Annotated in this window: 6 protein-coding genes and 1 pseudogene; all 7 read left to right on the top strand. The window is 44.7% G+C overall.

Features of this window, described 5'->3' with window-relative positions; all coding sequences use genetic code 11:
- Positions 1-1,075, top strand: a 1,075-nt coding sequence (gene queG, locus RAC86_RS33720; protein ID WP_377886558.1) for a tRNA epoxyqueuosine(34) reductase QueG, incomplete at its 5' end; no start/stop codon positions are given.
- A 66-nt stretch (positions 1,076-1,141) separates the two neighbouring features.
- A complete protein-coding gene (locus RAC86_RS33715) occupies positions 1,142-2,071 on the top strand; it encodes an amidase domain-containing protein (RefSeq protein ID WP_072175973.1) in 930 nt (309 codons plus the stop codon).
- A 37-nt stretch (positions 2,072-2,108) separates the two neighbouring features.
- Positions 2,109-2,591, top strand: coding sequence for a tRNA (uridine(34)/cytosine(34)/5-carboxymethylaminomethyluridine(34)-2'-O)-methyltransferase TrmL (trmL, locus tag RAC86_RS33710; protein WP_072175974.1), 483 nt, complete (start codon positions 2,109-2,111; stop codon positions 2,589-2,591).
- Between the two features lie 125 nt (positions 2,592-2,716).
- The gene (locus RAC86_RS33705) at positions 2,717-3,358 is read left to right on the top strand and encodes a YhbD family protein (protein WP_015715554.1); all 642 of its coding nucleotides are present in this window, start codon (positions 2,717-2,719) and stop codon (positions 3,356-3,358) included.
- Positions 3,349-4,062, top strand: a complete 714-nt coding sequence (locus RAC86_RS33700; RefSeq protein WP_377886557.1) for a bactofilin family protein — start codon at positions 3,349-3,351, stop codon at positions 4,060-4,062. The genes RAC86_RS33705 and RAC86_RS33700 overlap by 10 nt, the downstream gene beginning before the upstream one ends.
- Positions 4,063-4,073: 11 nt before the next feature.
- Complete coding sequence (locus RAC86_RS33695) at positions 4,074-4,781, top strand: hypothetical protein (protein WP_072175976.1); 708 nt, start codon at positions 4,074-4,076, stop codon at positions 4,779-4,781.
- Positions 4,782-5,130: 349 nt separating this feature from the next.
- A pseudogene (gene prkA, locus RAC86_RS33690) lies at positions 5,131-6,279 on the top strand (serine/threonine protein kinase PrkA); the annotation flags it as partial.

Here is a 6,279-nt window from a genome sequence, read left to right as displayed (position 1 = left end):
TTTTGACAGTTTAAAAGACCGTTTGATTCTTCAAGAATCACTCGGCTATCTCTCCGGCTTTGAAGAGCCAGATATCGAAAAAAGGGTGACGCCGAAGCTTCTTTTGCCGAAAGCGAAATCAATAGTGGCAATTGCTCTGGCATATCCTTCCAGAATGAAGGATGCGCCGAGAAGCACGAGAACTGAGCGCAGGGGCATTTTTTGCAGAGCTTCCTGGGGAAAAGACTATCATGATGTGCTGAGGGAAAAGCTTGATCTGCTGGAGGATTTTCTAAAAAGCAAGCATGAGGATATCAGAACGAAGTCAATGGTTGATACAGGTGAATTGTCTGATCGCGCCGTTGCGGAACGTGCCGGAATCGGATTCAGTGCGAAAAACTGTATGATCACAACACCCGAGTATGGCTCTTATGTGTATTTGGCGGAGATGATCACAAATATCCCTTTTGAGCCTGATGTGCCGATTGAAGATATGTGCGGGTCCTGCACGAAATGCTTGGATGCCTGTCCGACGGGAGCCCTGGTTAATCCCGGGCAGCTTAATGCGCAGCGCTGCATCTCTTTTCTGACCCAGACAAAAGGATTTTTACCTGATGAATTCCGGACAAAAATCGGAAACCGCCTGTACGGGTGCGATACGTGCCAAACGGTATGCCCTCTCAATAAAGGGAAGGATTTTCATCTTCATCCGGAAATGGAGCCTGATCCTGAGATTGCCAAACCGTTATTGAAGCCGCTTTTGGCCATCAGCAATCGGGAATTTAAGGAGAAATTCGGGCATGTCTCAGGTTCTTGGCGCGGAAAAAAACCGATTCAGCGAAACGCCATTCTCGCGCTTGCCCATTTTAAGGATGCTTCCGCACTGCCTGAATTGACGGAACTGATGCACAAGGATCCGCGTCCTGTCATCAGGGGGACAGCCGCATGGGCAATCGGAAAAATCGGAGACCCCGCATACGCGGAAGAGCTTGAAAAAGCGCTGGAAAAAGAGAAGGATGAAGAGGCAAAGCTGGAAATTGAAAAAGGAATTGATTTGCTAAAAGCTTCAGGCATGACTAAACAAGGCTTGTCCTGACATACGTATAGAGCAGAAGGAAAAAACACTTGAGATCATCCAAGTGTTTTTTCTCTATAAAAAAGTATGGCGGGTGGGGTGAGCTTGAAGCACATTTTAGAACAATTAGCGGAGGAGCGGCTGGGCTTTCTGGTTAACGGGCATGCTATGAGACAGGAGTCTCAAGTCGGAGACCTTAAAGTCATGGAGCGTAAGAAAAAGCTTCTGGAAAAACGTAAAGTTGACATCATAAAAGCGAAAGCAAAGGCCGTGATTAATCATGTGCGGGTTGAGGATGACGGAACGACCTGCCTTTCGTATACCGTCCATTACGAATATGTGTGTAAGGAACAAGATGACAGCTTGTATATAGAAGAGCACATAGAGGAGCGAATGGCTTTCCTGTATGATCACATTTTGATTAGTGATCAGGAAATTGCGAAAAAGCCGGCTGGATTTCATGAAGGGACCAGTATTATTGACTATTCTGAAGAGGAAAGAGAAGCGTTTGGCAGGGCTTTTCAATACGATCGTCTCGGCGCTGTCCAATATGCCGAGAAATTTTGGAACAAGCGCAATCCTGCTTATAAAAATTTCAGCGATAACTGTACAAATTTTATTTCTCAGTGTCTTCATGCAGGAGGCGCGCCGATGCGCGGTCATCCGAACAGGGGATCAGGCTGGTGGATGAAACAAAGCTCATGGAGCTACAGCTGGACGGTGGCTCACTCTATGAAAATGTATTTGTCGAATTCAAAGGCCGGACTGCGTGCGGTGCGGGTGAAATCAGCGGAAGAACTGATGCCGGGCGATGTGATTTGCTATGACTTCGAAGGAGACGGCCGGTTTAATCATACAACGATTGTCGTGGCAAAGGACAAAGGCAATATGCCGCTTGTCAACGCCCAGACTTATGACAGCAGGATGAGGTATTGGTCATATGAGGATTCTACGGCATACACGCCGTCAATACGATATGCCTTTTTTCATATCGTTGATGATACGACAAAAGAGTAATTAATGTTATAATGATGGGCGGATAAGAAAAACAGAGGTGAACATTGTGGCATTACATGTCGTTTTATATCAACCAGAAATTCCCGCTAACACAGGGAATATTGCACGTACTTGTGCAGCAACCAATACAACGCTACACCTGATTCGTCCGCTCGGCTTTTCAACGGATGATAAAATGCTGAAGCGTGCCGGACTCGATTATTGGGAGTTTGTTAACGTTGTGTATCATGATTCGTTAGAAGAATTGTTTGATGCATATGAAAAAGGCCAGTTTTTCTTTATTACAAAATTTGGCCAGCAGCCTCATACATCATTTGATTACACTGATCTTGACGAGGATTATTTCTTCGTGTTCGGAAGAGAAACAAGCGGTTTGCCAAAGGATTTAATTCAAAATAATATGGACCGCTGCCTGCGTCTTCCGATGACAGAGCACGTCAGATCGTTAAATCTGTCCAATACTGCCGCAATTCTTGTTTATGAAGCGCTGCGCCAGCAAAATTACCGTGATTTAAAATAGTGAAAAAACCCGCTCATCGATGATGGGCGGGTTTTTTTGCGGATGTTGAAATGCTTTGTTTCGTTTTTGGGCTTAACAACGTAACAGTGTTATGTTACAATGTACCCATCAAAGGAGCTGGACTTATGGAAGAACAATTAATCTCTAAAAAAGAATTACTTGAAAGAACATCGATTTCATACGGTCAGCTGTATCGATGGAAGCGGAAAAACTTAATACCTGAGGAATGGTTTATTCGTAAATCCACATTTACAGGGCAAGAGACGTTTTTTCCGAGAGAGGAGATTTTAAAGCGTATATCAATGATTCAAAAGATGAAAGAAAATTTGTCTTTGGATGAAATGAGGGAAATGCTTTCGCCGAAAATGAAGGATGTCAGCATGACCGCTGATGAATTGCTTCATAAAGGTTTGGTTTCAAGGCCTGCTCTTGAAGCCTATTCAGAAGACGGAGGAAGTCCGGTTTTCTCATCCAGGGATTTGCTTTCGCTGTATGTGCTTGAGGGACTGCTGCAGTCTGGAAATGTCAGCCTTGCAGAAGCAAAAATGGCTGCAGAGGTATTAAAGAAGCATGATACTGAAGAGATTGAAAAACAGACGGAGCTGATTGTGCTCCGCAAGCTCGGTGTCACAACTTGTTTTATAGCGGCTGCGGCGGACAGCATTTTGTTTGAATCATCCGTAAAGGTTGTGGAACGGGTAGATTTATTAAAAGCTTCAGAGGAATTAAAAACAACATTTATGCAGGAGGGCCATCGATGGATGTAGTGGAAAAGCTGGTGATAAACGGATCAGGAAGTTCAAAGGGAGGAACATTTCAATCTGTTGAGATTAATGGCAGCGGGACAGTGGCCGGGGATGTGGAGTGTGACACTTTTTCTTTTAATGGAAACGGAAAAGCTGACGGCAGCGTCAAAGCGAAAGCGGTAACCATCAGCGGTTCAGGAAAGATACATGGAGACGTTGAAGCAGAATCTATCCGGATGAATGGCACTAGTTTTATCCAAGGAGAGGTATCTGCAAAACAATTGAAAATCGCTGGATCATCAACATTTGGCGGCACTGTCAAGGCTGATGGCATTGACATTAGCGGAAAAGTTGTAATGGAAGCAGATTGTGAAACAGAAACCTTTCAATCAGAAGGGAAATGCAAAATCAGCGGGCTTTTAAATGCAGACCAGGTGATCATTAAGCTTTCTGCAGGGGAAAGCTATGCGCGGGAGATCGGCTGCCGCCATCTTCAAGTGACCTGCAGAAAAGGAATGCTGTCATTGCTCAGATTGATGCCGCAGCCTGTTCTAACAGCAGAGCTGATCGAAGGTGACGTGATTGAATTGACAAATACAAAGGCGAAAACCGTGCGCGGTAATAAAGTGATCATCGGCCCGGATTGCCAGATTGAAACCGTCGAATACAGCGGGGACTATACCTGTGATCCAAGCGCATCGGTTGAAACATCCACAAAGTTGTAAGGAGGATCGTAATGGAGACAACAAAACTGGGAAATTTAAAATTATATGGCGCTGGGCATGCCGCAGGAGGCGCGTATCACAATGTCAGCATCAAAGGAGAAGGTGTAGTTGGAGAAGGGTTGTCTGCTGTAGGCTGCCGCATATACGGAACGGGCCTTTTTCTCGGAAAAGCAGAGACTGAGCGGCTGCGTGTGCTCGGAGAAAGTGAATGTAAAGGCGATCTGACTGCCGGCAAAATCAATATATATGGGACAATGAAAGTCAGCGGCTCACTTCAATTTGATCGATTCAATCTGAAAGGCCAGACTGAAATTGGCGGGAATATGACTGGAGAATCCTGCGATGTGAAAGGGAAGCTTAGCGTAAAAGGTGATTGTGAAACAGAAATGTTCCATGTCACAGGCTGTGTTGATGTTTCGGGGTTATTAAATTCGGGTGAGATCAAGCTGGGATTGAGCCATGATATAAGCTATGTGCAGGAAATCGGCGGAACAACAATTACAGTGAAAAGACGCGCGAGTTTTTTTAATCGGAAGAAAGTGAAGCTGATCGCCGATGTCATAGAAGGCGATCGGGTTTATTTGGAGAATACCGAAGCGGCAGTCGTCAGGGGAAAAGAAGTGATCATCGGGCCGGGATGCAGCATCGGAATGATTGAGTACGAAAACAAATATGAATGCGATCCGCATTCACAGATTAAAGAAAAAACAAAACTGTAAAACATTGTTCTGTTATACAAAAAGGGTGCTCTTTCAGGAGCACCCTTTTTTATTCTTTTCCAGGCTTGCTTTCGTATCCTGCGGTAAAAATTGATACTAAAAAAGTGACAATGACACCCATCATGATGATTGTTTTCACCGTCTCTCCCCCTCTTCAATTTTTCCGTGCTGTCCGAGTCTGGATGATTCTGTATTTTTCTTTATTATGAACGGTCGCGGTCTGCCTTGTCAACGATGTATAAGTATCTTTATTTTTAAGAAACCAAAGCATGTATCACGAGATGGCGGCATAGATTGTATCAAAGTACCTTATTTGCATAGTGTATCAAACATGATAGAGGAGGTCCTTATGGATATATTAAAGAAAATTGAACAGTACAGAGAGGAAGAGCAGCGGCTGAAATGGGAAGGAACTTTCGCCGATTATTTGGAGATTATTAAAGAAAATCCGATGGTCGCGCAATCTGCTCATTCTCGAGTTTTTAATATGATAAAAGACAGCGGGATAGAGGAGATTGACGGGCGCAAGAAGTACAGTTTTTTTGACCGCGAGCTGTTCGGGCTTGAAGAATCTCTGGAGCGTCTTGTGGAAGAGTATTTTCATCCGGCTGCCAAACGTCTAGATGTCAGAAAGCGGATTCTATTGCTGATGGGGCCTGTGAGCGGCGGTAAATCCACGCTGGTCACAATGCTTAAAAAAGGTCTCGAAGCGTACACGCTGACAGATAATGGCGCTGTATATGCGATTAAAGGCTGCCCGATGCACGAGGACCCTCTACATTTAATCCCCCATCATTTACGCGATGACTTTTACAGGGAATACGGCATTAGAATAGAAGGAAGTCTTTCTCCTTTAAATGTCATGAGGCTGGAGGAAGAGTACGGAGGAAGAATTGAGGATGTGAAGGTGGAGCGCATCTTCTTTTCAGAAGATAAGCGTACGGGAATTGGAACATTCAGTCCCTCTGATCCGAAATCTCAGGATATTGCCGATTTGACGGGGAGTATTGATTTCTCAACAATCGCCGAGTACGGTTCAGAATCAGATCCGCGCGCTTATCGGTTTGACGGAGAGCTGAATAAAGCGAACCGCGGGATGATGGAGTTTCAGGAGATGCTGAAATGTGATGAGAAATTTCTCTGGCACTTGCTTTCCTTGACACAGGAAGGGAATTTTAAAGCTGGGCGGTTTGCGTTAATTTCTGCTGATGAGCTGATCGTGGCTCACACGAATGAAACGGAGTATCGCTCATTTATTTCTAATAAAAAGAATGAAGCCCTGCACTCAAGAATCATCGTGATGCCGGTTCCTTATAATTTAAAAGTGTCTGAGGAAGAGAGAATTTATGAAAAAATGATCGCAGAAAGCGATGTGGCGGATGTTCATATTGCCCCGCATACGTTGAAGGTCGCCGCGATGTTCTCAATCCTTACCCGGTTAAAAGAGCCGAAGCGGTCGGATATTGATCTGGTCAAGAAAATGAGACTGTATGATGGG

The sequence above is a fragment of the Bacillus sp. LR_5 genome, assembly GCF_042709275.1.
Note: the sequence above shows the minus strand (reverse complement) of the source record. Positions and strands in the feature narration are given on the sequence as shown.

Bases quoted from the DNA above. Each gene is read 5' to 3' on its own strand.
- RAC86_RS33715 (WP_072175973.1), top strand. From the start codon at position 1,142: ATGGCGGGTGGGGTGAGCTTGAAGCACATTTTAGAACAATTAGCGGAG.
- RAC86_RS33705 (WP_015715554.1), top strand. From the start codon at position 2,717: ATGGAAGAACAATTAATCTCTAAAAAAGAATTACTTGAAAGAACATCG.
- RAC86_RS33700 (WP_377886557.1), top strand. From the start codon at position 3,349: ATGGATGTAGTGGAAAAGCTGGTGATAAACGGATCAGGAAGTTCAAAG.
- RAC86_RS33695 (WP_072175976.1), top strand. From the start codon at position 4,074: ATGGAGACAACAAAACTGGGAAATTTAAAATTATATGGCGCTGGGCAT.